This window comes from Stenotrophomonas sp. RIT309, from assembly GCF_000632045.1.
In the GTDB taxonomy this organism is placed as follows: Bacteria; Pseudomonadota; Gammaproteobacteria; order Xanthomonadales; family Xanthomonadaceae; genus Stenotrophomonas; species Stenotrophomonas indicatrix.
Genome location: NZ_JFYS01000034.1, coordinates 172,004 through 194,130, shown reverse-complemented (window position 1 = coordinate 194,130; position 22,127 = coordinate 172,004). Strand labels below are relative to the sequence as shown.

At 62.5% G+C, this 22,127-nt stretch carries 33 protein-coding genes; 32 read left to right on the top strand and 1 reads right to left on the bottom strand.

From position 1 onward, the window contains the following. The first annotated feature begins 200 nt into the window (after positions 1 to 200). The 32 genes from rpsL to BW38_RS04605 all read left to right on the top strand — a co-directional run bounded on the left by rpsL (position 201) and on the right by BW38_RS04605 (position 19,865). Positions 201 to 575: a 30S ribosomal protein S12 gene (gene rpsL / locus BW38_RS04450; RefSeq protein ID WP_025879344.1), complete on the top strand. Its 375-nt coding sequence runs from the start codon at positions 201 to 203 to the stop codon at positions 573 to 575. 12 nt (positions 576 to 587) lie between these two features. Then, positions 588 to 1,055 carry a 30S ribosomal protein S7 gene (gene rpsG / locus BW38_RS04455; RefSeq protein WP_025879343.1) on the top strand — a complete coding sequence of 156 codons (468 nt, stop codon included), beginning with the start codon at positions 588 to 590 and terminating at the stop codon, positions 1,053 to 1,055. A gap of 138 nt (positions 1,056 to 1,193) precedes the next feature. Further along, positions 1,194 to 3,335, top strand: a complete 2,142-nt coding sequence (gene fusA, locus BW38_RS04460; RefSeq protein WP_032977442.1) for an elongation factor G — start codon at positions 1,194 to 1,196, stop codon at positions 3,333 to 3,335. 51 nt (positions 3,336 to 3,386) lie between these two features. Beyond that, positions 3,387 to 4,577, top strand: coding sequence for an elongation factor Tu (tuf, locus tag BW38_RS04465; protein WP_032977440.1), 1,191 nt, complete (start codon positions 3,387 to 3,389; stop codon positions 4,575 to 4,577). Between the two features lie 333 nt (positions 4,578 to 4,910). Then, a complete protein-coding gene (gene rpsJ, locus BW38_RS04470; RefSeq protein ID WP_010341589.1) occupies positions 4,911 to 5,222 on the top strand; it encodes a 30S ribosomal protein S10 in 312 nt (103 codons plus the stop codon). Between the two features lie 11 nt (positions 5,223 to 5,233). Continuing rightward, on the top strand, positions 5,234 to 5,884 hold the full coding sequence (gene rplC / locus BW38_RS04475) for a 50S ribosomal protein L3 (protein WP_025879301.1): 651 nt from the start codon (positions 5,234 to 5,236) through the stop codon (positions 5,882 to 5,884). 12 nt (positions 5,885 to 5,896) lie between these two features. Next, positions 5,897 to 6,502 carry a 50S ribosomal protein L4 gene (gene rplD / locus BW38_RS04480; protein ID WP_025879302.1) on the top strand — a complete coding sequence of 202 codons (606 nt, stop codon included), beginning with the start codon at positions 5,897 to 5,899 and terminating at the stop codon, positions 6,500 to 6,502. Then, positions 6,499 to 6,798: a 50S ribosomal protein L23 gene (gene rplW, locus BW38_RS04485; protein ID WP_025879303.1), complete on the top strand. Its 300-nt coding sequence runs from the start codon at positions 6,499 to 6,501 to the stop codon at positions 6,796 to 6,798. Before rplD ends, rplW begins: the two co-directional genes overlap by 4 nt. Positions 6,799 to 6,808: 10 nt before the next feature. Further along, entirely contained in the window at positions 6,809 to 7,636 is an 828-nt protein-coding gene (gene rplB, locus BW38_RS04490; protein ID WP_025879304.1) for a 50S ribosomal protein L2, read from the top strand. 6 nt (positions 7,637 to 7,642) lie between these two features. Then, complete coding sequence (gene rpsS / locus BW38_RS04495; RefSeq protein ID WP_004145340.1) at positions 7,643 to 7,912, top strand: 30S ribosomal protein S19; 270 nt, start codon at positions 7,643 to 7,645, stop codon at positions 7,910 to 7,912. Between the two features lie 12 nt (positions 7,913 to 7,924). Then, positions 7,925 to 8,260: a 50S ribosomal protein L22 gene (gene rplV / locus BW38_RS04500; protein ID WP_004145348.1), complete on the top strand. Its 336-nt coding sequence runs from the start codon at positions 7,925 to 7,927 to the stop codon at positions 8,258 to 8,260. 18 nt (positions 8,261 to 8,278) lie between these two features. Then, on the top strand, positions 8,279 to 9,013 hold the full coding sequence (gene rpsC / locus BW38_RS04505) for a 30S ribosomal protein S3 (protein WP_004145350.1): 735 nt from the start codon (positions 8,279 to 8,281) through the stop codon (positions 9,011 to 9,013). A gap of 5 nt (positions 9,014 to 9,018) precedes the next feature. Next, the gene (gene rplP / locus BW38_RS04510; RefSeq protein WP_025879305.1) at positions 9,019 to 9,432 is read left to right on the top strand and encodes a 50S ribosomal protein L16; all 414 of its coding nucleotides are present in this window, start codon (positions 9,019 to 9,021) and stop codon (positions 9,430 to 9,432) included. Then, complete coding sequence (gene rpmC / locus BW38_RS04515) at positions 9,432 to 9,617, top strand: 50S ribosomal protein L29 (RefSeq protein ID WP_025879306.1); 186 nt, start codon at positions 9,432 to 9,434, stop codon at positions 9,615 to 9,617. Before rplP ends, rpmC begins: the two co-directional genes overlap by 1 nt. Positions 9,618 to 9,628: 11 nt before the next feature. Beyond that, entirely contained in the window at positions 9,629 to 9,898 is a 270-nt protein-coding gene (gene rpsQ / locus BW38_RS04520; RefSeq protein WP_004145355.1) for a 30S ribosomal protein S17, read from the top strand. A 12-nt stretch (positions 9,899 to 9,910) separates the two neighbouring features. Next, positions 9,911 to 10,279: a 50S ribosomal protein L14 gene (gene rplN / locus BW38_RS04525; RefSeq protein ID WP_025879307.1), complete on the top strand. Its 369-nt coding sequence runs from the start codon at positions 9,911 to 9,913 to the stop codon at positions 10,277 to 10,279. Between the two features lie 16 nt (positions 10,280 to 10,295). Further along, positions 10,296 to 10,613, top strand: coding sequence for a 50S ribosomal protein L24 (gene rplX / locus BW38_RS04530; RefSeq protein ID WP_025879308.1), 318 nt, complete (start codon positions 10,296 to 10,298; stop codon positions 10,611 to 10,613). An 11-nt stretch (positions 10,614 to 10,624) separates the two neighbouring features. Next, complete coding sequence (gene rplE, locus BW38_RS04535; protein ID WP_025879309.1) at positions 10,625 to 11,167, top strand: 50S ribosomal protein L5; 543 nt, start codon at positions 10,625 to 10,627, stop codon at positions 11,165 to 11,167. Positions 11,168 to 11,185: 18 nt separating this feature from the next. Further along, positions 11,186 to 11,491 (top strand): 30S ribosomal protein S14, encoded by a 306-nt coding sequence (gene rpsN / locus BW38_RS04540; RefSeq protein WP_032977438.1) that lies wholly within the window; start codon positions 11,186 to 11,188, stop codon positions 11,489 to 11,491. Positions 11,492 to 11,724: 233 nt separating this feature from the next. After that, on the top strand, positions 11,725 to 12,123 hold the full coding sequence (gene rpsH, locus BW38_RS04545; protein WP_025879311.1) for a 30S ribosomal protein S8: 399 nt from the start codon (positions 11,725 to 11,727) through the stop codon (positions 12,121 to 12,123). A gap of 17 nt (positions 12,124 to 12,140) precedes the next feature. Continuing rightward, on the top strand, positions 12,141 to 12,665 hold the full coding sequence (gene rplF, locus BW38_RS04550) for a 50S ribosomal protein L6 (RefSeq protein ID WP_025879312.1): 525 nt from the start codon (positions 12,141 to 12,143) through the stop codon (positions 12,663 to 12,665). Positions 12,666 to 12,697: 32 nt separating this feature from the next. Then, entirely contained in the window at positions 12,698 to 13,051 is a 354-nt protein-coding gene (gene rplR, locus BW38_RS04555; RefSeq protein WP_025879313.1) for a 50S ribosomal protein L18, read from the top strand. 161 nt (positions 13,052 to 13,212) lie between these two features. Next, the gene (gene rpsE, locus BW38_RS04560; protein WP_025879314.1) at positions 13,213 to 13,755 is read left to right on the top strand and encodes a 30S ribosomal protein S5; all 543 of its coding nucleotides are present in this window, start codon (positions 13,213 to 13,215) and stop codon (positions 13,753 to 13,755) included. After that, a complete protein-coding gene (rpmD, locus tag BW38_RS04565) occupies positions 13,748 to 13,939 on the top strand; it encodes a 50S ribosomal protein L30 (RefSeq protein WP_025879315.1) in 192 nt (63 codons plus the stop codon). Before rpsE ends, rpmD begins: the two co-directional genes overlap by 8 nt. 4 nt (positions 13,940 to 13,943) lie before the next feature. Continuing rightward, on the top strand, positions 13,944 to 14,387 hold the full coding sequence (rplO, locus tag BW38_RS04570) for a 50S ribosomal protein L15 (protein ID WP_025879316.1): 444 nt from the start codon (positions 13,944 to 13,946) through the stop codon (positions 14,385 to 14,387). 7 nt (positions 14,388 to 14,394) lie between these two features. Then, positions 14,395 to 15,762 carry a preprotein translocase subunit SecY gene (gene secY, locus BW38_RS04575; RefSeq protein WP_025879317.1) on the top strand — a complete coding sequence of 456 codons (1,368 nt, stop codon included), beginning with the start codon at positions 14,395 to 14,397 and terminating at the stop codon, positions 15,760 to 15,762. Positions 15,763 to 16,108: 346 nt separating this feature from the next. Further along, a complete protein-coding gene (rpsM, locus tag BW38_RS04580) occupies positions 16,109 to 16,465 on the top strand; it encodes a 30S ribosomal protein S13 (protein ID WP_025879318.1) in 357 nt (118 codons plus the stop codon). Between the two features lie 11 nt (positions 16,466 to 16,476). Next, positions 16,477 to 16,866 (top strand): 30S ribosomal protein S11, encoded by a 390-nt coding sequence (gene rpsK / locus BW38_RS04585; RefSeq protein ID WP_004145443.1) that lies wholly within the window; start codon positions 16,477 to 16,479, stop codon positions 16,864 to 16,866. A gap of 15 nt (positions 16,867 to 16,881) precedes the next feature. Continuing rightward, positions 16,882 to 17,511, top strand: coding sequence for a 30S ribosomal protein S4 (gene rpsD / locus BW38_RS04590; RefSeq protein WP_025879319.1), 630 nt, complete (start codon positions 16,882 to 16,884; stop codon positions 17,509 to 17,511). Between the two features lie 55 nt (positions 17,512 to 17,566). Further along, entirely contained in the window at positions 17,567 to 18,565 is a 999-nt protein-coding gene (gene rpoA, locus BW38_RS04595) for a DNA-directed RNA polymerase subunit alpha (protein WP_025879320.1), read from the top strand. A gap of 197 nt (positions 18,566 to 18,762) precedes the next feature. Then, positions 18,763 to 19,146 carry a 50S ribosomal protein L17 gene (gene rplQ, locus BW38_RS04600; protein ID WP_025879321.1) on the top strand — a complete coding sequence of 128 codons (384 nt, stop codon included), beginning with the start codon at positions 18,763 to 18,765 and terminating at the stop codon, positions 19,144 to 19,146. A gap of 212 nt (positions 19,147 to 19,358) precedes the next feature. Beyond that, the gene (locus tag BW38_RS04605) at positions 19,359 to 19,865 is read left to right on the top strand and encodes a disulfide bond formation protein B (RefSeq protein ID WP_025879322.1); all 507 of its coding nucleotides are present in this window, start codon (positions 19,359 to 19,361) and stop codon (positions 19,863 to 19,865) included. Positions 19,866 to 19,942: 77 nt separating this feature from the next. Here the strand turns inward: BW38_RS04605 and BW38_RS04610 are convergent, their stop codons facing one another. Then, entirely contained in the window at positions 19,943 to 22,069 is a 2,127-nt protein-coding gene (locus BW38_RS04610) for a TonB-dependent receptor (RefSeq protein ID WP_032977437.1), read from the bottom strand. Positions 22,070 to 22,127: the final 58 nt, after the last annotated feature.

Below are 22,127 nucleotides of genomic sequence, written 5' to 3'. Positions count from 1 at the left end.
CGGGCGACAACCTGAACGGGGGGCATGGAGAAGGCTCCCCTGTAACGGCCCTGGATCAGGGCTGGCTTGGCGTGTGCGCATTTGACCGCGTTTTCGCCAGGTTGCTACAATCGTCTGTCTCAGCAGGCCGGTCTTTCGCCTGCTCGCACATATCCGCATTCATGGCCGGTTTTTTCGGCCTCTCTCAGAAGAACATACTGATGGCGACGATCAATCAGCTTGTCCGCAAGCCGCGGCAGGCAACCACTTATAAGAGCGCCTCGCCGGCTCTCGAAAAGTGCCCCCAGCGCCGTGGCGTCTGCACGCGCGTTTACACCACTACTCCGAAGAAGCCGAACTCGGCCCTTCGCAAGGTTGCCAAGGTTCGCCTGACCAACCAGGAAGAAGTGATTTCCTACATCGGCGGTGAAGGCCACAACCTGCAGGAGCACTCCGTGGTCCTGATCCGTGGCGGTCGCGTCAAGGATCTGCCGGGTGTGCGTTACCACACCGTTCGTGGTTCGCTCGACGCCTCCGGCGTTGCCAAGCGTCGCCAGGGCCGTTCCAAGTACGGCGCCAAGCGTCCGAAGAGCTAAGGGAAAGCACACATGTCTCGTAAAGGTAATACGCCGCAGCGCGCAGTCCTGCCGGATCCGAAGCACGGAAGCGAAACCATCGCCCGTTTCATCAACATGGTGATGCTGAGCGGCAAGAAGTCGGTCGCTGAAAAGATCGTCTATGGCGCCATGGACGTGATCGGTGAGAAGAACCCGAATTCCGTCGAGCTGGTTCAGAAGGCTCTGGAAAACGTGGCTCCGTCGGTCGAAGTCAAGTCCCGCCGCGTCGGTGGTGCCACCTACCAGGTGCCGGTCGAAGTGCGCGCCTCGCGCAAGATGGCTCTGGCCATGCGTTGGCTGATCGACTCCGCGCGCAAGCGTGGCGAGAACACCATGCCGAAGAAGCTGGCCGCTGAACTGATCGACGCCTCGGAAAACCGTGGCGGCGCCATCAAGAAGCGCGAAGAAACCCACCGCATGGCCGAAGCCAACAAGGCATTCGCCCACTACCGCTGGTGAGTTTGACGGCCTTGTAAAACAGGCAGGGCAGCACCATTTCGGTGCTGCCTCGCGGCCCCAGAAGGGCTGCGCCAATCCGAAGGCCGCCGAAAGGCGGCGTTCGGCCATCCGAAATCCAAGAAATCTGAGAGGCTCCCCGTGGCCCGTTCCACTCCCATCGAGCGTTACCGCAATTTCGGCATCATGGCCCACATCGATGCCGGCAAGACCACCACGTCCGAGCGCATCCTGTTCTACACCGGCAAGAGCCACAAGATCGGTGAAGTGCATGACGGCGCCGCCACCATGGACTGGATGGAGCAGGAGCAGGAGCGTGGCATCACGATCCAGTCCGCTGCGACCACCGCGTTCTGGAAGGGCATGGACAAGTCCCTGCCGGAGCACCGCTTCAACATCATCGACACCCCCGGGCACGTTGACTTCACCATCGAAGTGGAGCGCTCGCTGCGCGTGCTCGACGGTGCCGTCTTCGTGCTGTGTGCCGTCGGTGGCGTGCAGCCGCAGTCGGAAACCGTGTGGCGCCAGGCCAACCGTTACAAGGTGCCGCGCATCGCGTTCGTCAACAAGATGGACCGCACCGGCGCCAACTTCAGCAAGGTCGTCGGCCAGCTGAAGGCGAAGCTGGGTGCCAAGGCCGTTCCGATGCAGCTGCCGATCGGCGCTGAGGAAGGCTTCAAGGGCGTCGTCGATCTGCTGAAGATGAAGGCCATCCATTGGGATGAGGCTTCGCAGGGCATGAAGTTCGAGTACAGCGATGTGCCGGCCGAGCTGCTGGCTGAAGCGACCGAAGCCCGTACCTTCATGATCGAAGCGGCTGCCGAAGCCAGCGAAGAGCTGATGGACAAGTACCTGGGCGGCGATGAGCTGACCGAGGCCGAGATCATCGAAGCCCTGCGCGTGCGCACCCTGGCGACCGACATCGTGCCGATGTACTGCGGCTCGGCGTTCAAGAACAAGGGCGTGCAGGCCATGCTGGACGGCGTGATCCAGCTGCTGCCGTCGCCGATCGACGTGCCGGACGTGACCGGTACCGACGTTGACGATGAAACCAAGGAAATGAGCCGCAAGTCTGACGACAAGGCTCCCTTCTCGGCCCTGGCCTTCAAGATCATCACCGACCCGTTCGTCGGCGCGCTGACCTTCTTCCGTGTCTACTCGGGCACGTTGAATGCAGGCGACCAGTTGCTGAACTCGGTGAAGGGCAAGAAGGAGCGCATCGGCCGTATCCTGCAGATGCACTCCAACAACCGTGAAGAAATCAAGGAAGTGCTGGCAGGCGACATCGCCGCCGCCGTGGGCCTGAAGGACACCACCACCGGTGACACCCTGTGCTCCATGGATCAGCCGATCATCCTCGAGCGCATGGTGTTCCCGGAGCCGGTCATCTCGATGGCCGTCGAGCCGAAGACCAAGTCCGACCAGGAAAAGATGGGTCTGGCACTGGGTCGTCTGGCCCAGGAAGATCCGTCGTTCCGCGTCAAGACCGACGAAGAATCCGGCCAGACCATCATCTCGGGCATGGGCGAGCTGCACCTGGACATCATCGTTGACCGCATGAAGCGCGAGTTCAACGTTGAAGCCAACGTCGGCAAGCCGCAGGTGGCTTACCGCGAAACGATCACCCTGTCGGACGTGAAGTCGGACTACAAGCACGCCAAGCAGTCCGGTGGTAAGGGTCAGTACGGTCACGTCGTGATCGAGCTGTCGCCGATCACCGATGCCGATCGTGCAGATCCGAAGATCGCCGCGGGTATCAAGGACGACTTCCTGTTCATCAACGACATCACCGGTGGCGTGATTCCGAAGGAATTCATTCCGTCGATTGAAAAGGGTCTGCGCGAAACCATCACCAACGGTCCGCTGGCTGGCTTCCCGGTCGTGGACGTCAAGGTGAAGCTGGTGTTCGGCTCGTACCACGACGTCGACTCCTCGGAAATGGCGTTCAAGCTCGCTTCCTCGATGGCCTTCAAGGAAGGCTTCCGCAAGGCCAAGCCGGTCCTGCTGGAGCCGATCATGAAGGTCGAGATCGTGACCCCGGAGGATTACCAGGGTGACGTGATGGGCGACGTGAGCCGTCGTCGCGGCGTTCTGCAGGGTTCTGATACCACCGGTGACGGTTCGGCCAGCATCATCAACGCGATGATCCCGCTGGGCGAAATGTTTGGCTACGCGACCTCGCTGCGTTCGCAGACCCAGGGCCGCGCCACCTTCACGATGGAATTTGACCACTACGAGCCGGCGCCGAACAACATCGCCGACGAAGTCATGAAGAAGTCCTGAGCGTAACGCTCAGGTCCTCCAAACCACTTACGAACTAAAAGGTAGAACGAAATGGCAAAGGGTAAGTTCGAGCGCACCAAGCCGCACGTCAACGTCGGCACCATCGGTCACGTCGATCATGGCAAGACCACGCTGACCGCCGCACTGACCAAGATCGGTGCCGAGCGCTTCGGTGGCGAGTTCAAGGATTACTCCGCGATCGACGCCGCGCCGGAAGAAAAGGCACGTGGCATCACGATCTCGACCGCGCACGTCGAGTACGAATCCACCGTTCGTCACTACGCCCACGTCGATTGCCCGGGCCATGCTGACTACGTCAAGAACATGATCACCGGTGCTGCCCAGATGGACGGCGCGATCCTGGTGTGCTCGGCCGCTGACGGCCCGATGCCGCAGACCCGCGAGCACATCCTGCTGTCGCGTCAGGTCGGCGTGCCGTACATCGTCGTGTTCCTGAACAAGGCCGACATGGTTGACGATGCCGAGCTGCTGGAACTGGTCGAAATGGAAGTCCGCGAGCTGCTGAGCAAGTACGACTTCCCGGGCGACGACACCCCGATCATCTCGGGTTCGGCCCGCCTGGCGCTGGAAGGCGACCAGAGCGACATCGGCGTGCCGGCCGTCATCAAGCTGGTCGAGGCGCTGGACACCTGGATCCCGACTCCGGAGCGTGACGTCGACAAGGCGTTCCTGATGCCGGTCGAAGACGTGTTCTCGATCTCGGGCCGCGGCACCGTGGTGACCGGTCGTATCGAGCGCGGCGTGATCAAGGTCGGCGAAGAAATCGAAATCGTCGGCATCCGTCCGGTGCAGAAGACCACCGTGACCGGCGTGGAAATGTTCCGCAAGCTGCTGGACCAGGGTCAGGCAGGCGACAACGCCGGTCTGCTGCTGCGCGGCACCAAGCGTGACGACGTCGAGCGTGGCCAGGTTCTGGCCAAGCCGGGTTCGATCAAGCCGCACACCAAGTTCGACGCCGAAGTGTACGTGCTGTCGAAGGACGAAGGCGGCCGTCACACCCCGTTCTTCAAGGGCTACCGTCCGCAGTTCTACTTCCGTACCACCGACATCACCGGTGCGGTCGAGCTGCCGGAAGGCGTCGAGATGGTGATGCCGGGCGACAACGTGAAGATGGTTGTCACCCTGATCAACCCGGTCGCCATGGACGCCGGCCTGCGCTTCGCCATCCGCGAAGGTGGCCGTACCGTCGGTGCTGGCGTGGTTGCCAACATCCTCGAGTAATCTGCTAGACTCTGCGCCCCGATGTTGCCTGGGTAGGGCATCGGGGCGTATCAAACGGGAAAGTAGGCACAGGATGTGCCTTGTGTTCCCCGGACCAGGAAGGGTCAATGCCATTCAGGCGGCGTCAACAGGAGACTGTTGACAGCTGCCTTGCGTGCCATTATGCTTCTCCGTCTGGGCAGGCCGGTTTCACGGGTCTGCCTATGCATTTGGGGTCTACGGATTGACCTTGTCGGCCTGCGGGAATGCGGGCCGTCTGTATTCAGGGATTTCATGGGGCAAAGCAACCCAGAGGCTTTGTCTGTCGCTCTTTTATCGAAGGAACCTACCGCCATGGCGGACCAAAAGATCCGGATCCGGCTGAAAGCGTTCGATCATCGTCTGATCGACCGTTCGGCCAGCGAGATCGTTGAGACGGCGAAGCGGACCGGCGCGCAAGTGCGTGGCCCGATCCCGCTGCCGACCAAGATCGAGCGTTACACCATCCTCGTCTCCCCGCACGTCGACAAGGACGCGCGTGACCAGTACGAGACCCGCACGCACAAGCGCGTGCTCGATATCGTTGACCCGAATGACAAGACCGTGGACGCGCTGATGAAGCTCGAACTGGCTGCCGGCGTCGACGTTCAGATCAAGCTGACCTGAGGACTACGACCATGACGAAGAAGTATTCGTTGGGCTTCGTGGGCCGCAAGGCTGGCATGAGCCGCGTGTTCACCGAAGATGGCCGTTCCATTCCGGTGACCCTGATCGAAGCAACCCCCAACCGCATCGCGCAGATCAAGACCGTCGAAACTGACGGCTACAGCGCCGTGCAGGTGACCGTCGGTGCGCGTCGCGCTGCCCTGGTCAACAAGCCGGAAGCCGGCCACTTCGCCAAGGCGAAGGTGGAAGCGGGTCGTGGCCTGTGGGAATTCCGCGTTGAAGACGCCCAGCTCGGCGATTTCGCCGTCGGTGGCGAAGTCAAGGCGGACATCTTTGAAGTCGGCCAGATCGTCGACGTCCAGGGTGTCACCAAGGGTAAGGGCTTCCAGGGCACCATCAAGCGCTACAACTTCCGTATGGGTGACGCTACCCACGGCAACTCGCTGTCGCATCGCGCGCCGGGTTCGCTGGGTCAGCGCCAGACGCCCGGCCGCGTGTTCCCGGGTAAGAAGATGTCCGGTCACATGGGCGCCGTGCAGCAGAGCACCCAGAACCTGGAAGTTGTCAAGGTCGACGTCGAACGCGGTCTGATCGCGGTTCGCGGCGCCGTTCCGGGCGCGGCGGGTGGCGACGTGATCGTCCGTCCGGCGAGCAAGGCATAAGGAGAGATGACGATGGAACTCGTTATCACGGGTAGCAATAACAAGGTCTCGGTCTCCGACGCCGTGTTCGGTCGCGATTTCAGCGAAGATCTGGTTCACCAGGTTGTCGTTGCTTACCGCAACGCCGGTCGCGCCGGCACCAAGGCGCAGAAGACTCGCTCCGAAGTGGCAGGTACCACCAAGAAGTCGAAGAAGCAGAAGGGCGGCGGCGCGCGTCATGGCGCACTGACGGCTCCGATCTTCGTCGGCGGCGGTGTCACCTTCGCGGCAAAGCCGCGCAGCTTCGAGCAGAAGGTCAATCGTAAGCAGTACCGTGCCGCCATGTGCGCGATCCTGTCCGAGCTGAACCGTCAGGGCCGTCTGACCATCGTGGAGTCCTTCGATGTCGAAGCGACCAACACGAAGGCTCTGATCGCCAAGCTGGCCGGCCTGGAAGTGGGCAAGCGCCCGCTGATCGTCACTGAAGAAGCCTCCGAGCACCTGTACCTGTCGGCTCGCAACATTCCCTACGTGGAAGTGCGTGACGTCCAGGGCCTGGATCCGGTGTCGCTGGTCGGTGCCGACACGGTCGTCATCACCGCTGACGCGGTCAAGAAGGTCGAGGAGTGGCTGGCATGAACAGCAACGAAAAAATCTTCAGCGTGCTGCTCGCCCCGCGTGTCTCCGAAAAGACCGCGCGCCTGCAGGAACTCTCCAATCAGTACGTCTTCGAAATTTCGAACGAAGCCACCAAGGCCGATGTAAAGGCCGCGGTTGAGCAGCTGTTCGACGTCAAGGTCGAAGCAGTCAACGTGGTCAACGTCAAGGGCAAGAACAAGTCCTTCCGTAACCGTGCTGGCCGCCGCGGCGATTGGCGCAAGGCGTACGTTCGCCTGGCCGACGGCCAGTCGATCGATGTAACGGCCAAGGCCTGAGGTACATCCCATGCCATTGATGAAATTCAAGCCCACTTCTCCCGGTCGCCGTTCGGCCGTGCGCGTGGTTACTCCCGACCTGCACAAGGGCGCTCCGCACGCTCCGCTGGTCGAGTCGCAGAGCCGTTCCGGTGGTCGTAACCACCACGGCCGCATCACCGTGCGTCACGTCGGTGGTGGCCACAAGCAGCACTACCGCCTGATTGACTTCAAGCGCAACAAGCTGGGCATCCCGGCGCGCGTGGAACGCATCGAATACGATCCGAACCGCACCGCGCACATCGCCCTGCTGTGCTACGTCGACGGCGAGCGTCGCTACATCATCGCCCCGAAGGGTCTGAAGGCTGGCGATCAGGTGATCGCTGGTTCGGATGCTCCGATCAAGGCGGGCAACACCCTGCCGCTGCGCAACATCCCGGTCGGTACCACCATCCACTGCATCGAGCTGAAGCCGGGCAAGGGCGCTCAGATCGCTCGCGCTGCAGGTGCTGCCGTGCAGCTGGTTGCTCGTGAAGGCATCTACGCCACCCTGCGCCTGCGCTCGGGTGAGATGCGCAAGGTTCCGGTTGAGTGCTGCGCGACCATCGGCGAAGTCGGCAACGACGAGCACAGCCTGGAAAAGCTGGGCAAGGCCGGTGCCAAGCGGTGGCGCGGCGTCCGCCCGACCGTTCGTGGTGCTGCCATGAACCCGGTTGACCACCCGCACGGTGGTGGTGAGGCGAAGGCCGGCCAGGGTAACCCGCATCCGGTCACCCCGTGGGGTGTTCCGACCAAGGGTTACAAGACGCGCCATAACAAGCGCACTCAGCAGTTCATCGTCCGCGATCGTAGGGGCTAATCGACCATGGCACGTTCACTCAAGAAGGGCCCGTTTGTCGATCACCACCTGGTTGCTAAGGTGGCTGCCGCTGCGGGTAGCAAGCGTCCGATCAAGACCTGGTCGCGTCGTTCGATGATCCTGCCTGACATGGTAGGCGTCACCATTGCCGTGCATAACGGCAAGAACCACATCCCGGTTCTCGTCAACGAGAACATGGTCGGCCACAAGCTCGGCGAATTTGCCATCACCCGGACCTTCAAGGGTCACGGTGGTGACAAGAAGTCGGGCAAGTAAGGAGAGATGACAATGGAAGCGAAAGCCATCCTGCGCACCGCGCGCATCTCCCCGCAGAAGGCACGTCTGGTCGCTGACCAGGTGCGCGGTCTGCCGGCCGAGCGTGCCGTCAACCTGCTGAAGTTCTCGGACAAGAAGGCTGCCCACCTGATCAAGAAGGTGGTGGAGTCGGCTATTGCAAATGCCGAGAACAACCAGGGCGCCGACGTCGACGAGCTGAAGGTTCAGACCATCATGGTAGATGAAGGTCCGACCCTGAAGCGTTTCATGGCGCGGGCGAAAGGCCGCGGTACCCGCATCCTCAAGCGCACCAGCCACATCACTGTGGTTGTGGGCGCCGCCAAGTAAGCGGATAAGGAAAAGACCATGGGTCATAAAGTTCATCCGATTGGTATCCGCCTCGGCATTTCCAAGGACTGGAACTCCAAGTGGTACGCCAACAAGGCCGAGTTCGCTGGTTACCTGGCAGCCGACCTGAAAGTGCGCGAAATGCTGCGCAAGAAGCTGGCGCAGGCCGGCATCAGCAAGATCCTGATCGAGCGTCCGGCAAAGACCGCTCGCGTGACGATCCACACCGCCCGTCCGGGCGTGGTGATCGGCAAGCGCGGTGAGGACATCGAGAAGCTGCGCAAGGAAGTGAGCGAGATGATGGGCGTCCCGGCGCACATCAACGTCACCGAAGTGCGCAAGCCCGAGCTGGACGCACAGCTGGTTGCCGAATCGATCGCGCAGCAGCTGGAGCGTCGCATCATGTTCCGCCGCGCAATGAAGCGCTCGGTCGGCAACGCGATGCGCCTGGGTGCCCTGGGCATCAAGGTCAACGTCGGTGGCCGCCTCAACGGTGCAGAAATCGCCCGTTCGGAGTGGTACCGCGAAGGCCGCGTGCCGCTGCACACCCTGCGTGCCGACATCGACTATGGCTTCGCTGAAGCCAAGACGACCTACGGCATCATCGGCATCAAGGTCTGGATCTACAAGGGCGAGGTCTTCGATTTCTCCCAGGTTGGCCAGGAAAAGCAGGACGACACCCCGTCGCGCAACGATCGTCATGATCGCGGCGACCGCGGTGACCGTCAGCGCCCGGCTCGTGAAGCGAGGTAACGACAATGTTGCAACCCAAGCGAACCAAGTACCGCAAGGTGCACAAGGGCCGTAACGAAGGCCTCAGCTGGAGCGCAAACGCTGTCAGCTTTGGCGAGTACGGCCTGAAGGCAACCGCCCACGGTCAGCTGACCGCGCGTCAGATCGAAGCGGCTCGCCGTTCGATCAGCCGCTACGTGAAGCGCGGCGGCAAGATGTGGATCCGAGTGTTCCCCGACAAGCCCATCACCAAGAAGCCCATCGAAGTTCGAATGGGTTCGGGTAAGGGCAACGTGGAATACTGGGTGGCCCAGATCCAGCCCGGCCGCATGATCTATGAAATCGAGGGTGTTACCGAGGAAGTGGCACGCGAGGCGTTCCGCCTGGCCGCTGCCAAGCTCTCGGTCACCACCACTTTCGTGACCCGGACGGTGCGCTGATGGATATCAAAACTCTCCGTGAAAAGTCGGCTGACGACCTCAAGGCCCACCTGATCGACCTGCGTAAGGAACAGTTCTCTGTCCGTATGCAGCAGGTCACCGGCCAGCTGCCGAAGACACACGACATCCGCCGGGTGCGTCGCGAAATTGCTCGCGTCAAGACCCTGCTCGGCAGCACGAAGTAAGGATGGCCGCTATGAGCGACAATACTGAAAACAAAGCGCTGCGCACGGTCGAAGGCCGTGTCGTCAGCAACAAGATGGACAAGACGGTTACCGTCCTGGTCGAGCGTCAGGTCAAGCACGCACTGTACGGCAAGTACATCAAGCGCTCGACGAAGCTGCACGCCCACGATGCCGACAACGCCTGCAAGGAAGGCGATGTCGTCCGCGTGACCGAGATTGCTCCGATGTCCAAGACCAAGAACTGGCGCGTGGTGGAAGTCATCACGCGTGCGGCTGAATAAGGAGTCTGAATCATGATCCAGATGCAGAGCTACCTTGACGTCGCCGACAATTCTGGTGCCAAGCGAGTGATGTGCTTCAAGGTGCTGGGTGGTTCCAAGCGCCGTTACGCCGGCATCGGCGACATCATCAAGGTCACCGTGAAGGATGCGATTCCGCGCGGCAAGGTCAAGAAGGGTGAAGTGTATGACGCCGTCGTGGTGCGTACCCGCAAGGGTGTGCGTCGCGCCGACGGCTCGCTGATCCGCTTCGACGGCAACGCCGCCGTTCTGCTTAACAACAAGCAGGAGCCGATCGGGACCCGTATCTTCGGGCCGGTGACTCGTGAACTTCGTTCGGAGAAGTTCATGAAGATCGTCTCGCTCGCTCCCGAAGTGCTGTGAGCGACAGGAGATAATCATGGCTAACCGTATCAAGAAGGGCGACCAGGTTGTCGTCAACGCCGGCAAGGACAAGGGTAAGCAGGGCGAAGTCGTCCGCGTCGATGGCGACCGTCTGGTCGTCGCCAACGTGAACATCGTCAAGCGCCACACCAAGCCGAACCCGCAGGCAGGTGTTGCCGGCGGCGTGGTCGAGCGTGAAGCGTCGATCCATATCTCCAACGTGAATGTGCTGAACCCGGCTTCGGGCAAGGGCGAGCGCGTTGGCTTCAAGGTGCTGGAGGATGGACGCAAACTGCGTGTGTTCCGCTCCAGCGGTGAGGCGCTCGACGCCTGAGGAATGAGAAGATGACTTCCCGTCTCGAAAAGTTTTACAAGGAAGAAGTGGTGCCGGCGCTGATGAAGCAGTTCGGTTACACCAATTCCATGCAGGTGCCGAAGCTGGTCAAAGTCACCCTGAACATGGGTGTCGGCGAAGCGGCCACCAACAAGAAGATCCTGGAAAACGCCGTTGGCGACATGACCAAGATCTCGGGCCAGAAGCCGATCGTCACCAAGTCGCGTATCTCGGTGGCATCGTTCAAGATCCGTGATGGTTGGCCGATCGGCTGCAAGACCACGCTGCGTCGCCACAAGATGTACGAGTTCCTGGACCGCCTGATCAACATCTCGCTGCCGCGCGTGCGCGACTTCCGTGGTGTTTCCGGTCGTTCCTTCGACGGTCGCGGCAACTTCAACATGGGTGTGAAGGAACAGATCATCTTCCCGGAAATCGACTTCGACGCTGTCGACGCGATCCGCGGTATGGATATCGCCATCACCACCACTGCGAAGACCGACGCGGAAGCGAAGGCGCTGCTGGCAGCGTTCAAGTTCCCGTTCCGTAACTGATTCGTCGAGGAAACCGAAATGGCAAAGACCTCCATGGTCAACCGCGACATCAAGCGGAAGAAGCTGGCTGAAAAGTTCGCTGTCAAGCGTGCTGCTCTGAAGAAGATCGTGTCCTCCCCGGACGCGAGCTACGAAGAGAAGATCGAGGCCGCCACCAAGTTGTCGAAGCTGCCGCGCGATTCGTCGCCGAGCCGCCATCGCAACCGTTGCGAACTGTCTGGCCGCCCGCGTGGCGTGTACAGCAAGTTCGGCCTGGGTCGCAACAAGCTGCGTGAAGCCACCATGCGTGGCGACGTTCCGGGCCTGCGCAAGGCCAGCTGGTAACCCCAGCCGGTCCTGCCAGCGAGGGCTCCCCCCGGGGGGCTTCGCAGCCGGGGAGGGGAGGCGTTCAGCTTTCCCTCTGCAAAAAACCGAAGAGCCCGACGCAAGTCGGGCTCTTTTGGCGTATACTCCCGCGTCTTGCTCTGCGCAACGCGTAGGGGTAGGGGGCCTGGCCCGTTTCCAGGAGACAACAGATTTTCGCGAAAGCGGATATCGGTGCACTCAAAGGTACTCATATGAGCATGACTGATCCCATCGCCGACCTGCTGGTCCGCATCAAGAATGCGGCAGCGGTTGGCAAGCAGACGGTGAAAGCCCCGTCGTCCAAGATCAAGGTTGCGATCGCCCAGGTCCTGAAGGACGAGGGTTACATCGCCGACCTGCGCGTGACCGCGCTCGAGAACAACAAGTCCGAGCTGGAAATCGTGCTGAAGTATTTCGAAGGCAAGCCGGTCATCGCGACCCTGAAGCGCTTCTCGCGTTCGGGCCTGCGCCAGTACCGCGGCAAGAGCGAACTGCCGAAGGTCATGAACGGCCTGGGCATTTCCATCATTTCCACTTCCAAGGGCATCATGACTGATGCGCAGGCGCGCCAGTTGGGCGTCGGCGGCGAAGTCCTGTGCTTCGTGGCCTAAGGCGAAAGGAGTAGACCATGTCCCGTGTAGCCAAGAAGCCGATCGACCTGGGTAAGGTTGAACTGAACGTCCAGAACGACAGCGTCATCGCCAAGGGCCCGAAGGGCACCCTGTCGCTGGCCAAGCCGGCTGGCATCAACATCAATGTCGAAAACGGCGTTGCCACCCTGAGCACCGACAACGTGGAGCTGATCCCGCTGACCGGTACCGTCCGCGCCATCCTGTCCAACATGGTCAAGGGTGTTTCCGAAGGCTTCGAGCGCAAGCTTGAGCTGGTCGGCGTGGGTTACCGTGCCGCGATGCAGGGCAAGGACCTCAGCCTGTCGCTGGGTTACTCGCACCCGATCGTGTTCGTGGCGCCGGAAGGCATCACCATCACCACCCCGACCCAGACTGAAATCCTGGTGCAGGGCGCTGACAAGCAGGCCGTCGGTGAAGCTGCCGCCAAGATCCGTGCGTTCCGCAAGCCGGAGCCGTACAAGGGCAAGGGCGTGAAGTACTCCGACGAAGTCATCATTCGCAAGGAAGCCAAGAAGGCCTAATTAGGACCTTCCGCTTTCCAGGGAAAAAGATCATGAACAAGAACATCGCCCGCCTGCGTCGCGCCAAGTCGACCCGTGCCCACATCCGTGTGCTCGGTGTGGCCCGCCTGTCGGTGCTGCGCACCGGCCAGCACCTGTATGCACAGGTCTTCACCGCTGACGGCTCGAAGGTGCTGGCTGCCGCCAACACCACCCAGGCCGACATCAAGGAAGGCCTGAAGAACGGCAAGAACGCCGATGCCGCCGCCAAGGTTGGCCGCATCGTCGCTGAGCGTGCCAAGGCCGCCGGCGTCGAGAAGGTTGCCTTCGATCGTTCGGGTTACCGTTACCACGGCCGCATCAAGGCCCTGGCTGACGCTGCCCGCGAAGCCGGCCTGCAGTTCTAAGGGATCAGGGCAGGGGACTCCGGTCCCCATGCCCGCCTGCTCGCCAGCCTGAGTGAGGCTGGGCGGCGCCGCTCTTCTGCAGCGGCCCACCGCAACAACGCACCACTCCACAACCATAAGCGGCCTCGAGCCGTACATAACCCAACAACCAAGGAATAAACATGGCAGAAGAACGTCAGCAGCGGGGTCGCGATCGCGACCGTAACCGCGAAGAGAAAGTCGATGACGGCATGATCGAAAAGCTGGTCGCGGTCAATCGCGTCAGCAAGACCGTCAAGGGTGGCCGTCAGTTCACCTTCACCGCACTGACTGTTGTCGGCGACGGCGAAGGCAAGGTCGGTTTCGGTTATGGCAAGGCACGCGAAGTGCCGGTCGCCATCCAGAAGTCGATGGAGCAGGCTCGCAAGAACCAGGTCACCGTCGATCTGAACAACGGCACCCTGTGGCACACCATCAAGGATGGTCACGGCGCAGCGCGCGTGTTCATGCAGCCGGCTTCCGAAGGTACCGGCGTCATTGCCGGTGGTGCCATGCGCGCCGTGCTGGAAGCAGTTGGCGTGAAGAACGTGCTGGCCAAGGCCACCGGTTCGCGCAACCCGATCAACCTGGTGCGTGCCACCGTGAAGGGCCTGACTGCAGCGCAGTCGCCGGCTCGCATCGCGGCCAAGCGCGGCAAGAAGGTGGAGGATCTCAACCATGGCTAATGAAACCAACAAGACCGTCAAGGTCCGTCTGGTTCGCGGCCTGCGTGGTGCCCAGGCGCGTCATCGCCTGTCGGTGCGTGCGCTGGGTCTGGGCAAGCTCAACGATGTGCGTGAACTGAAGGACAGCCCGCAGGTTCGCGGTCTGATCAACAAGGTCCACTACCTCGTCAAGGTTGAGGAATAATCCAATGACCATGCATCTGAATGAATTGAGCCCGGCACCGGGCGCTCGTAAAGAGCGTACCCGCGTCGGTCGCGGTATCGGCTCCGGCCTGGGCAAGACCTGCGGCCGCGGCCACAAGGGTTCGTTTGCCCGTAAGGGTGGCGGCAAGATCAAGGCTGGCTTCGAAGGCGGCCAGACCCCCATGCAGCGTCGTCTGCCGAAGATCGGCTTCCGTTCGCCGATCGCCAAGGACACCGCTGAAGTGCTGCTGTACCAGCTGGACAAGCTGCCGGCCGGCGAGATCGACTTCGCTGTCCTGCGTGCTGCCAAGCTCGTCCCGAGCACTGCCAAGAAGGCCAAGGTCGTCGTCAAGGGCGAAGTGACCAAGGCGTTCACCCTGAAGGGTGTTGCTGCCACGGCCGGTGCCAAGGCTGCGATCGAAGCTGCCGGCGGCAGCGTAACGGAGTAAGAGAATCATGGCGCAAGCTGGCATCGGTAACCTCGCGGGCGGAATGGGCAAGTTCACTGAACTTCGCCAACGTTTGCTGTTCGTCGTCGGGGCTTTGATCGTCTATCGCATCGGCTGCTACGTGCCGGTGCCGGGCGTCAATCCCGATGCCATGCTTGCCATGATGCAACAGCAGGGCGGCGGCATCGTGGACATGTTCAACATGTTCTCGGGCGGCGCCCTGCACCGTTTCAGCATTTTCGCGCTGAACGTGATGCCGTATATCTCGGCATCGATCGTGATGCAGCTGGCTGTGCACATCTTCCCCGCCTTGAAGGCGATGCAGAAGGAAGGTGAGTCCGGCCGCCGCAAGATCACCCAGTATTCGCGCATCGGCGCTGTGCTGCTCGCAGTGGTGCAGGGCGGTTCGATCGCGCTGGCGCTGCAGGGCCAGGTGTCGCCGACCGGTGCACCGGTCGTGTACATGCCGGGCATGGGCTTCGTGCTCACTGCCGTGGTCGCACTGACCGCCGGCACCATGTTCCTGATGTGGGTTGGTGAGCAGGTGACCGAGCGCGGCATCGGCAACGGCGTCTCGCTGATCATCTTCGCCGGTATCGTGGCGGGCCTGCCGGGTGCGGTCATCCACACCTTCGACGCCTACCGCGACGGCAACATCCAGTTCATCCAGCTGCTGCTGATCGCCATCGTCGTGCTCGCCTTCACCTTCTTCGTGGTGTTCGTCGAACGCGGCCAGCGCCGGATCACGGTGAACTACGCGCGCCGCCAGGGCGGTCGCAACGCGTACATGAACCAGACCTCGTTCCTGCCGCTGAAGCTGAACATGGCCGGCGTCATCCCGGCGATCTTCGCCTCGAGCCTGCTGGCCTTCCCGGCCACCCTGGCCATGTGGTCCGGCCAGGCTGCCAACCAGAGCACCTTTGGCCAGACCCTGCAGAAGGTCGCCAATGCCCTGGGTCCGGGCGAGCCGCTGCACATGATCGTGTTCGCTGCGCTGATCACCGGTTTCGCGTTCTTCTATACCGCGCTGGTGTTCAACTCGCAGGAAACCGCCGACAACCTGAAGAAGTCGGGCGCGCTGATTCCGGGTATCCGTCCGGGCAAGGCCACCGCCGACTACATCGACGGCGTGCTGACCCGACTGACTGCTGCCGGTTCGGCTTACCTGGTGATCGTCTGCCTGCTGCCGGAACTGATGCGCACGCAGCTGAACGCCTCGTTCTATTTCGGCGGTACTTCGCTGTTGATCGTGGTGGTGGTGGTGATGGACTTCATCGCCCAGGTGCAGGCGCACCTCATGTCCCACCAGTACGAGAGCCTGCTGAAGAAGGCCAACCTGAAGGGCGGCAACCGCGGCGGTTTTGCTCGCGGCTGATTAGCCTGTTATACTTTCGTCTTCCTGACGTGATGGTCCTCCGCTTCGCGGACTCTGGCCACACAAACGAAGGGCGGCCCCCGCAGCGGTTCCGGGTGGGGGTGTGATGAGGTGGTCCCGCGCTGGAGTAGCGCGGGCGGCCCGGGAGGCAACTCCAGGTCCAACCCCATCCGGCGCCGGAGCCTGGGCACACTCCCCGGGCCGGGTTCATGAAACCTCTGGTTTCACGGGCTTCCAAGTAAACCGGAACCTTGTTAGTATCACTGGTTCACTTTTTTGATCCATCCTGCCGGATCGGCGTGCCTTGAGCGCGCTGTCGGCCATCACTCAGCTGGAGAACCGCGTCATGGCGCGTATTGCAGGCGTCAACCTGCCAGCCCAGAAGCATGTCTGGGTCGGGTTGCAAAGCATTTACGGCATCGGCCGTACCCGTTCGAAGAAGGTCTGCGAAGTCGCAGGCGTCACTTCGACCACCAAGATCCGCGATCTGTCGGAGCCGGAAATCGAGCGCCTGCGCGCCGAAGTCGGCAAGTACATCGTGGAAGGCGATCTGCGCCGTGAAATCGGTATCGCGATCAAGCGCCTGATGGACCTGGGCTGCTACCGCGGCCTGCGTCACCGTCGCGGTCTGCCGCTGCGTGGCCAGCGCACCCGTACCAACGCCCGCACCCGCAAGGGCCCGCGCAAGGCGATCAGGAAGTAAGGGACATATAAATGGCTAAGCCTGCTGCTAAGACCAAGAAGAAGATCAAGCGCGTCGTCACCGACGGCGTTGCCCACGTCCACGCTTCGTTCAACAACACCATCGTGACCATCACCGACCGTCAGGGCAACGCTCTGTCGTGGGCGACCTCCGGTGGCGCTGGCTTCCGCGGTTCGCGCAAGTCGACCCCGTTCGCAGCCCAGGTGGCTGCCGAAAAGGCCGGTCGTGCTGCGCTGGACTACGGCGTGAAGTCGCTGGAAGTCCGCATCAAGGGTCCGGGTCCGGGCCGTGAGTCGGCCGTGCGTTCGTTGAACAACGTCGGCTACAAGATCACCAACATCATCGACGTGACGCCTATCCCGCACAACGGGTGCCGTCCGCCGAAGAAGCGTCGCGTCTAAAGGGAGCGATAAGAAATGGCTCGTTATATCGGTCCTACCTGTAAGCTCGCCCGTCGCGAAGGCGCCGACCTGTCCCTGAAGAGCCCGGCGCGTGCGCTGGACTCCAAGTGCAAGTTGGAGCAGAAGCCCGGCCAGCATGGCGCCACTGCCCGCAAGGGCAAGCTGTCCGACTACGCTACCCAGCTGCGTGAAAAGCAGAAGGTCAAGCGTATCTACGGTCTGCTGGAGCGTCAGTTCCGCAACTACTACAAGAAGGCCTCGACCAAGAAGGGCAACACCGGCGAGAACCTCCTGCAGCTGCTGGAAACCCGCCTGGACAACGTTGTCTACCGCATGGGCTTCGCCGTGACCCGTCCGGCTGCCCGTCAGCTGGTGTCGCACCGCGGCGTCACCGTGAATGGCAAGTCGGTCAACCTGGCCTCGTACCAGGTCAAGGCTGGCGACGCCATCGCCCTGTCTGAAAAGGCTGCCAAGCAGCTGCGCGTCCAGGAAGCCCTGACCGTCGCCGCCCAGCATGACCTGAGCCCGTCGTGGGTTGAAGTGGATTCCGGCAAGTTCTCCGGCATCTTCAAGGCTGTTCCGGATCGTTCGGATCTGCCTGCGGACATCAACGAAGCGCTGATCGTCGAGCTGTATTCGAAGTAATTCACATTGGAGAGCCCCCGGCGACGGCCGGGGGTTCACTAGGAGAACCCGCAACATGACGGTTACCGCCAACCAGGTTCTGCGTCCTCGCGGTCCGCAGATCGAACGCATTACCGACACCCGTGCAAAGGTCGTTATCGAACCTTTGGAGCGGGGTTACGGGCATACGCTGGGTAATGCCCTGCGTCGCGTGCTGCTGTCGTCCATCCCGGGCTTCGCCATCACGGAAGTCGAAATCGACGGCGTGTTGCATGAGTACACCACGGTCGAAGGTCTGCAGGAGGACGTGCTGGAAGTCCTGCTGAACCTGAAGGACGTGGCCATCCGTATGCACTCCGGCGACAACGCGACTCTGTCCCTGTCCAAGCAGGGTCCGGGCGTTGTCACCGCTGCCGACATCAAGGTCGACCACAATGTGGAGATCTTGAACGGCGACCACGTGATCTGCCACCTGACCAAGGACACGGCAGTGAACATGCGTCTGAAGATCGAGCGTGGTTTCGGCTATCAGCCGGCAGCTGCGCGTCGTCGTCCGGACGAAGAAACCCGTGCCATCGGCCGTCTGGTCCTGGATGCCTCGTTCTCGCCGGTCCGCCGTGTCGCCTATGCCGTGGAAGCGGCTCGTGTCGAACAGCGCACCGACCTGGACAAGCTGGTCATCGATATCGAGACCAACGGCACCATCGACGCCGAAGAAGCAGTGCGTACCGCTGCCGACATCCTCAGCGATCAGCTGTCGGTGTTCGGTGACTTCACCCATCGCGACCGCGGTGCGGCGAAGCCGGCCAACAACGGCGTGGATCCGGTGCTGCTGCGCCCGATCGACGATCTGGAGCTGACCGTGCGTTCGGCCAACTGCCTCAAGGCCGAGAGCATCTACTACATCGGCGATCTGATCCAGAAGACCGAAGTCGAGCTGCTGAAGACCCCGAACCTGGGTAAGAAGTCGCTCACCGAGATCAAGGAAGTGCTGGCCCAGCGTGGCCTGTCGCTCGGCATGAAGCTGGAGAACTGGCCGCCGGCCGGCGTCGCCAGCCACGGCATGCTGGGCTGATACCGCCTTTCTGCAAGACCGCATGGCCCCGTCGGCAACGACGGGGCCATTGCACCAAGGCAATACCGCCACGACGAACGAAGGTTCGCGGGCAGGTCGTCCAGGACGGATGGCCAGGACCAACCGCAGTCCGAGCAGCAGCGCCAGGAAGGCGACAACGATCCGCAAAGCCACATCATTAACCAAGGAATATCACCATGCGTCACCAGAAATCCGGCCGTAAGTTCAGCCGTACCAGCGCCCACCGCGAAGCGATGTTCAAGAACATGGCCGCCTCGCTGTTCAAGCACGAGCTGATCAAGACCACCCTGCCGAAGGCCAAGGAACTGCGCCGCGTCGCCGAGCCGCTGATCACCCTGGCCAAGGTCGACTCCGTCGCCAACCGTCGTCTGGCCTTTGCCCGCCTGCGCGACAACGAAGCCGTCGGCAACCTGTTCACCATCCTGGGCCCGCGCTACGCGAACCGTCCGGGCGGTTACCTGCGCCTGCTGAAGTGCGGCTTCCGCGCCGGCGACAACGCGCCGATGGCCTACGTCGAGCTGGTCGACCGTCCGGTCGTGGCTGAAGCCGTCGAAGAGTAATCGACGCGCGACACCCGTCATTCGGTGAAGAACCCGGCCTCGTGCCGGGTTTTTCCGTTTCTGGGCGACGGATGGAGATCCACGCCGGGCGTGGATGATCCCGCATGTTGCGGCGCGCGCGCCGGCGTGTTCCGACGGGCGCGACGTTGTGGCGGTTCGAACGGCGCGCACTCTCGGTTACGCTTGCGGTCCGTACTACACGAGCGTTGCCGATGAATCCTCTGCGCTGGCCTTTCCGCGCCCAGTTCCTGTTGGGCTTCCTGATCTGCGCGGGCCTGCTGGGCTACGCGATTTTCCTGCAGCTGAAGATGGGGCTGGAGCCGTGTCCGCTGTGCATCTTCCAGCGCCTGGCGTTCGCGGCCCTGGGCCTGCTGTTCCTGATCGGCGCACTGCATGGGCCGTCCAACCGTCCGGGGCGGGCGACCTACGGCATCCTCGCGTTCATCGCTGCCGCCGTGGGCGTGGGCATCGCCGCACGCCATGTCTACGTGCAGATGCTGCCGCCGGAAATGGGGGCGACGTGTGGCCCGCCGCTGGCCTTCCTGCGCGAGACCATGGGGCCGCTGGAAGTGTTCCGCACCGTGCTGACCGGCACCGGCAACTGCGGCAACATCGACTGGACGTTCCTTGGCCTGACCATGCCGATGTGGTCGGGGGTCTGGTTCGTGTTGCTGGCCCTGTGGGCGCTGGTGGTGTCGCTGCGCAAGGTCAAGCACTGAGCCAGTCCGGAGCCACGCATGGCGTGGCTCTACTGCGTTCCGGTAGTGCCGGCCGCTGGCCGGCAGTCGGTGGTACCTCAGAAGTCCTGCTGCAGGCTCAGATAGGCGCCGCGACGTGGTCCCCATTGCGGTGCGAACACGCCGATGCCTCCGCCATCGCGCAGCTGGTAGCTGCGATCCAGCGCGTTGATCACCGCCAGTTGCACATGCAGCGGATGACCGCTGTCGGCGTTGAAGTCATGCGCGGCGCTGAGATTGACCTGCAGGTACGACGGTAATTCGCCGCCATTGGGCACGCCCTCGATGTCCGAACGCAGGCCGCTGCCGTACACGTAGTTCGCACCGACCCGATTGTGGCCAGCGAACGCATAGCTGACGCCGCCGGAAGACGTCAGCTTCTGGTCGTGGTCCAGATGGATCCAGTTCTGCTGTACGTAGGCCAGTGCATCCGGATCGAGGTTGTACTGGCTGGTGATGACCTGGGTGCCCATGGCCTTGTTGTAGGCCGCGTTGAAGTACGCGCTGATCGGCCCGTTGCTGTAGTCGGCGCTGAACTCCAGGCCGTGGATGTGGCCGCGGCGATAATTGAAGGTGGAATAGATGTAGGCGGCGCCGAACTGGCCTTCGTCCTGCAGGCGGTGCACGCGTCGGTCGTAGGCATCCAGGCCGAGGGTGAGGTGGTCGCCGAGCTGCTGTGACACGCCGATGTCGTAGTAGTCGCTGCGCTCGGACAACGGCGTGGTGCTGCCACCGGCCGGTTGCTGGTTGCTGGTGCCATCGAACAGGGCCAGATCGCTGCCGGCAACCAACTCACTGGCAGGCGGGGTGAAGTAGCGCGAATAGCCGGCGTGCACGGTGGTGCTGTCGCTGGCGTTCCAGACCACGCCCAGGCGTGGGCTGAGCTGGCCCTCGGTGTGACCGAATGCCTTGAAGCGGTCGCCGCGCAGGCCGTAGTTGACGGTCCAGTCATCACCGATCCGCCACTCGTCCTGCGCGTACAGGGCTGCGGTGCTGGCGTGGAAGGCATTGCGGTCCGGGATCAGCCGTGGCGTGGTGCTCGTCTGCTGGCCGTCGGCGTCGACCGGGAACACCCAGCTGCTGTTGTTGGCGGCGGCGTGTTCGTAGTTGCCATACAGGCCATAACGCAGGGTGTGGTTGTCGCCCAGGCGGGTGGAGAAATCTGCCTGCAGGGTGTTGGCGCGGTTGCTGCGCCGGACCTGCGAGGCGACGCCGCTGAACACCAGGTCGCCCACGACGTCCGGGTTGAAGGCCACATCGCTGTAGCGCTGGCCGGCCGAGAGCTGGTACGCGGTCTGGCCAAGCGTGCCCTGCAGCACCAGCATGCCGAAGCGGGTGGTCTCGCGCTGGGTTTCGTCCAGCTGGCTGGAATCGAAGGTGGTGGTGTCCAGGTAGCCGAACTGCGCGGTCTGCCCCGGGTTGACCGGGATCTGGAAGCGGTTGTTGGCAAAGCCGGCGAACACGCTCAGGCGGGTGCTGTCGTTGACCAGGTAGGTCAGGTCGGCAAAGGCCTTGCCTTGGTGGGTATCGTCATGCAGCGGCTTGCGTGTGCTGGTGGGGTTCTCCAGCCCGACCTCGTTCTGATCGTAGTTGCCGGTCAGGAACCAGCTCCAGCGGTCCTGGTTGCCCCACCAGGAGGCATTCGGATTGACCTTGCCGAACGAACCGGCGGTGATGCCAGCGCTGCCGCCGTTGCCCAGCTCGGCGCCACTGCGGGTCGTGATATCGACCACCGCGGCGGTGCGTTCACCGAACTGCGCCGGCAGCGCACCATCCATCAGGCGGATGCTCTTGATGGTGCGGGCATCCAGGGTCTGGCCGAAGCCGGAGATCGATTCGGGCAGCAGTACGCCGTTGATGCGGTACTGCAGGTTGGCGTGGTCGCCGCGCACGTGCACGCCGCCGTAGGAGTCCTGGACCACGCCCGGGGCCTGCAGCAGCACCTGGCTGAGCGGGGCGGAGGCGCCCAGCGGCTGCTTCTGGATGTCCTCGGCGGTGATCTGGTACTGGCTGCTGCCGATGTCCGGTGACAGGGCGTTGCGGGCCTGGTCGAGCTGAGCACTGACGGTGACTACGTCGAGGTCCTTGACCGCAGCCGCGCTGGCATCAGTGTCGGCGGCAAGCACGGGTTGGCTGGCGAGGATCAGGGCGAAGGTGATGGCGGTGGTGAGCAGGGAGGGCTTCATGGGAAATGGGCAGGGAAGGGGGAGGGGGCCGGTCCATGAGGGAGTGTTACTCCGTAAC

Bases quoted from the DNA above. Each gene is read 5' to 3' on its own strand.
- rpsL (WP_025879344.1), top strand. From the start codon at position 201: ATGGCGACGATCAATCAGCTTGTCCGCAAGCCGCGGCAGGCAACCACT.
- rpsG (WP_025879343.1), top strand. From the start codon at position 588: ATGTCTCGTAAAGGTAATACGCCGCAGCGCGCAGTCCTGCCGGATCCG.
- tuf (WP_032977440.1), top strand. From the start codon at position 3,387: ATGGCAAAGGGTAAGTTCGAGCGCACCAAGCCGCACGTCAACGTCGGC.
- rpsJ (WP_010341589.1), top strand. From the start codon at position 4,911: ATGGCGGACCAAAAGATCCGGATCCGGCTGAAAGCGTTCGATCATCGT.
- rplC (WP_025879301.1), top strand. From the start codon at position 5,234: ATGACGAAGAAGTATTCGTTGGGCTTCGTGGGCCGCAAGGCTGGCATG.
- rplD (WP_025879302.1), top strand. From the start codon at position 5,897: ATGGAACTCGTTATCACGGGTAGCAATAACAAGGTCTCGGTCTCCGAC.
- rplW (WP_025879303.1), top strand. From the start codon at position 6,499: ATGAACAGCAACGAAAAAATCTTCAGCGTGCTGCTCGCCCCGCGTGTC.
- rplB (WP_025879304.1), top strand. From the start codon at position 6,809: ATGCCATTGATGAAATTCAAGCCCACTTCTCCCGGTCGCCGTTCGGCC.
- rpsS (WP_004145340.1), top strand. From the start codon at position 7,643: ATGGCACGTTCACTCAAGAAGGGCCCGTTTGTCGATCACCACCTGGTT.
- rplV (WP_004145348.1), top strand. From the start codon at position 7,925: ATGGAAGCGAAAGCCATCCTGCGCACCGCGCGCATCTCCCCGCAGAAG.
- rpsC (WP_004145350.1), top strand. From the start codon at position 8,279: ATGGGTCATAAAGTTCATCCGATTGGTATCCGCCTCGGCATTTCCAAG.
- rplP (WP_025879305.1), top strand. From the start codon at position 9,019: ATGTTGCAACCCAAGCGAACCAAGTACCGCAAGGTGCACAAGGGCCGT.
- rpmC (WP_025879306.1), top strand. From the start codon at position 9,432: ATGGATATCAAAACTCTCCGTGAAAAGTCGGCTGACGACCTCAAGGCC.
- rpsQ (WP_004145355.1), top strand. From the start codon at position 9,629: ATGAGCGACAATACTGAAAACAAAGCGCTGCGCACGGTCGAAGGCCGT.
- rplN (WP_025879307.1), top strand. From the start codon at position 9,911: ATGATCCAGATGCAGAGCTACCTTGACGTCGCCGACAATTCTGGTGCC.
- rplX (WP_025879308.1), top strand. From the start codon at position 10,296: ATGGCTAACCGTATCAAGAAGGGCGACCAGGTTGTCGTCAACGCCGGC.
- rplE (WP_025879309.1), top strand. From the start codon at position 10,625: ATGACTTCCCGTCTCGAAAAGTTTTACAAGGAAGAAGTGGTGCCGGCG.
- rpsN (WP_032977438.1), top strand. From the start codon at position 11,186: ATGGCAAAGACCTCCATGGTCAACCGCGACATCAAGCGGAAGAAGCTG.
- rpsH (WP_025879311.1), top strand. From the start codon at position 11,725: ATGAGCATGACTGATCCCATCGCCGACCTGCTGGTCCGCATCAAGAAT.
- rplF (WP_025879312.1), top strand. From the start codon at position 12,141: ATGTCCCGTGTAGCCAAGAAGCCGATCGACCTGGGTAAGGTTGAACTG.
- rplR (WP_025879313.1), top strand. From the start codon at position 12,698: ATGAACAAGAACATCGCCCGCCTGCGTCGCGCCAAGTCGACCCGTGCC.
- rpsE (WP_025879314.1), top strand. From the start codon at position 13,213: ATGGCAGAAGAACGTCAGCAGCGGGGTCGCGATCGCGACCGTAACCGC.
- rpmD (WP_025879315.1), top strand. From the start codon at position 13,748: ATGGCTAATGAAACCAACAAGACCGTCAAGGTCCGTCTGGTTCGCGGC.
- rplO (WP_025879316.1), top strand. From the start codon at position 13,944: ATGACCATGCATCTGAATGAATTGAGCCCGGCACCGGGCGCTCGTAAA.
- secY (WP_025879317.1), top strand. From the start codon at position 14,395: ATGGCGCAAGCTGGCATCGGTAACCTCGCGGGCGGAATGGGCAAGTTC.
- rpsM (WP_025879318.1), top strand. From the start codon at position 16,109: ATGGCGCGTATTGCAGGCGTCAACCTGCCAGCCCAGAAGCATGTCTGG.
- rpsK (WP_004145443.1), top strand. From the start codon at position 16,477: ATGGCTAAGCCTGCTGCTAAGACCAAGAAGAAGATCAAGCGCGTCGTC.
- rpsD (WP_025879319.1), top strand. From the start codon at position 16,882: ATGGCTCGTTATATCGGTCCTACCTGTAAGCTCGCCCGTCGCGAAGGC.
- rpoA (WP_025879320.1), top strand. From the start codon at position 17,567: ATGACGGTTACCGCCAACCAGGTTCTGCGTCCTCGCGGTCCGCAGATC.
- rplQ (WP_025879321.1), top strand. From the start codon at position 18,763: ATGCGTCACCAGAAATCCGGCCGTAAGTTCAGCCGTACCAGCGCCCAC.
- BW38_RS04605 (WP_025879322.1), top strand. From the start codon at position 19,359: ATGAATCCTCTGCGCTGGCCTTTCCGCGCCCAGTTCCTGTTGGGCTTC.
- BW38_RS04610 (WP_032977437.1), bottom strand. From the start codon at position 22,069: ATGAAGCCCTCCCTGCTCACCACCGCCATCACCTTCGCCCTGATCCTC.